We start from the raw sequence: 1,823 nt of genomic DNA on the forward strand, positions 1-1,823 counted from the left end.
AAAGTATTTGGCGGAGAATAACCTTATAGTTAAGGTGTAATTTCCTTAGCCATAATATTTGTAACTGCTTATTTATGTTAATTAATTATTTCAGAATTAATTTATAACAACATTTTCATTCAGTACCAACGATAGCAGCGCCTGACGCGTATAAATTCCATTCGCTGACTGGATTTTATAGGATACTTGTACCGTAGAGTGCAGTTCTTGATATTGGGCTGCATAAAGGGAGAATCTTCCTGCCTGTTTTACCGCCATGACTGGGTTATTTGGGCATACCCATTTACCGTTGGCACCACTGTGGTCTGACAAATCAGTGTGCCAGATGAAGCCGGCAGGACGGTTTCTTTTGGCGGTAGAAACGATTTTGAACTGGCGATAAGGATCAGTTGGCCGGGAGTACCTTCTCCTTGAATTGATATGCCGCTGTTTATCCGGTAGTGAGCGTTTTTTTGCGGCTCGATAATCCGCATTGGCATGGTAAAGTGCCATTCGATAGGTTCACCAGTTTTTTGCTTCTTGTATCATTAAATTATAGGCTTCTCCTCCAGTAATTTTTTCTATTGGGTGGTGGTTCAATACAGTATCTGAAAATACATTTACACTGTAAGTTAATAATGAGAGGAGAAAAAAATACTGTAAATATAATCATAACAGCCTCCTGAATGGGGAGATTAATTGTTTTTTTCAATACAGGTCATATGGTCATTACCTCCAGTGCATTCCAGTGTTTTATCTTTCCTTGCTGGATAATTTTCATTATCAGATGTTTCATGGATAGTAAAAAGATACACCCCTCGTCTAGCATAATACTCATTGTCTGAACTCCAATTTCCTTTTTCATCAGGAGTTATTTCTTCCGATTTTACACCATCAGATAATATTATTTTAGGGTGGATGGTTTCTTTGAAGTCACTAATTTTTTTATCATTATTAGGTAGGGAGGTTCCATAAATGTGGATAAATACATTATCGACGATTTCATATTTTACAGAGAACTCTTTTGATTTCAGTATAGTGACTTCGTCATTGCTATTTTTAATGGGAACATTTGGTGTTCCTGTATTTTTAGCTTTAATTTGTATAAAACCGGCAGGGGCATCACTAATTTTGGTTTGCCAGTTATTTCCAATGCGAGAAAGAATTGGGAGGATATGTTCACCATTTGAATAGTAGTTTGCAATTACATCAAGAGGTGTTTTTTCTGTTACTTTCCCTTCAATGACAATCTGTTTAGGATTGTCGTCTGTTGAAGTAATAAATTCATGCATAACAGGTTTTGTGATTTTTACCGGACAACGAGCTACACTAAATTTAATTTCTTTTTTTCCGGGGAGATTATTTTCTTCTTCCCTATTCTGGTTACAAAACACAGATGCTTTATAGTAATTAAAACATTTTGCGGTTAAACCTTTAAGGCTCCATGTGCCGGAATTAAGATCAACATCAGGTGTATACTCTTTCGTTGGTTCAGAAGGATGAGTGTAGTCAGGATCATCAAAACTAGAAATTGATACTTTAATTTTTTTAACCTCATTTGGAATTTGAGTATTAACTAAACCGGATATGTCATATTTTCCATCAGGTATAATTTGAGCATCCTCGATTGACGTTATGGTTGCACAACATGGTGGCCTTTTAATATAAGGCCTAATATTTATTGAATGGTGGTTAAAATGTAAATGTAAGTAGTTTACTGAAGAAGCGCCATACGCTGGCTGGATTTTATAGGATACCTGTGCCGTAGAGTGCAGTTCATGGCTGATAAACTGTTCCGCCGATACCGTGAATTTTCCCTTCCCGAATAGGTAAGGCCCGCAGGA

The 1,823-nt window shown here is 36.8% G+C and carries 1 protein-coding gene and 1 pseudogene; both read right to left on the minus strand.

The window, feature by feature from the left end; translation table 11 throughout:
• Positions 1–96: 96 nt before the first annotated feature.
• Positions 97–492, minus strand: a complete 396-nt coding sequence (locus tag AACX68_RS07060; RefSeq protein ID WP_228860846.1) for a hypothetical protein — start codon at positions 490–492, stop codon at positions 97–99.
• A gap of 182 nt (positions 493–674) precedes the next feature.
• A pseudogene (locus tag AACX68_RS07065) lies at positions 675–1,823 on the minus strand (hypothetical protein); the annotation flags it as partial.

Origin of the sequence: Xenorhabdus sp. PB61.4, from assembly GCF_963894935.1 — a bacterium.
GTDB classification, from domain to species: domain Bacteria; phylum Pseudomonadota; class Gammaproteobacteria; order Enterobacterales; family Enterobacteriaceae; genus Xenorhabdus; species Xenorhabdus stockiae.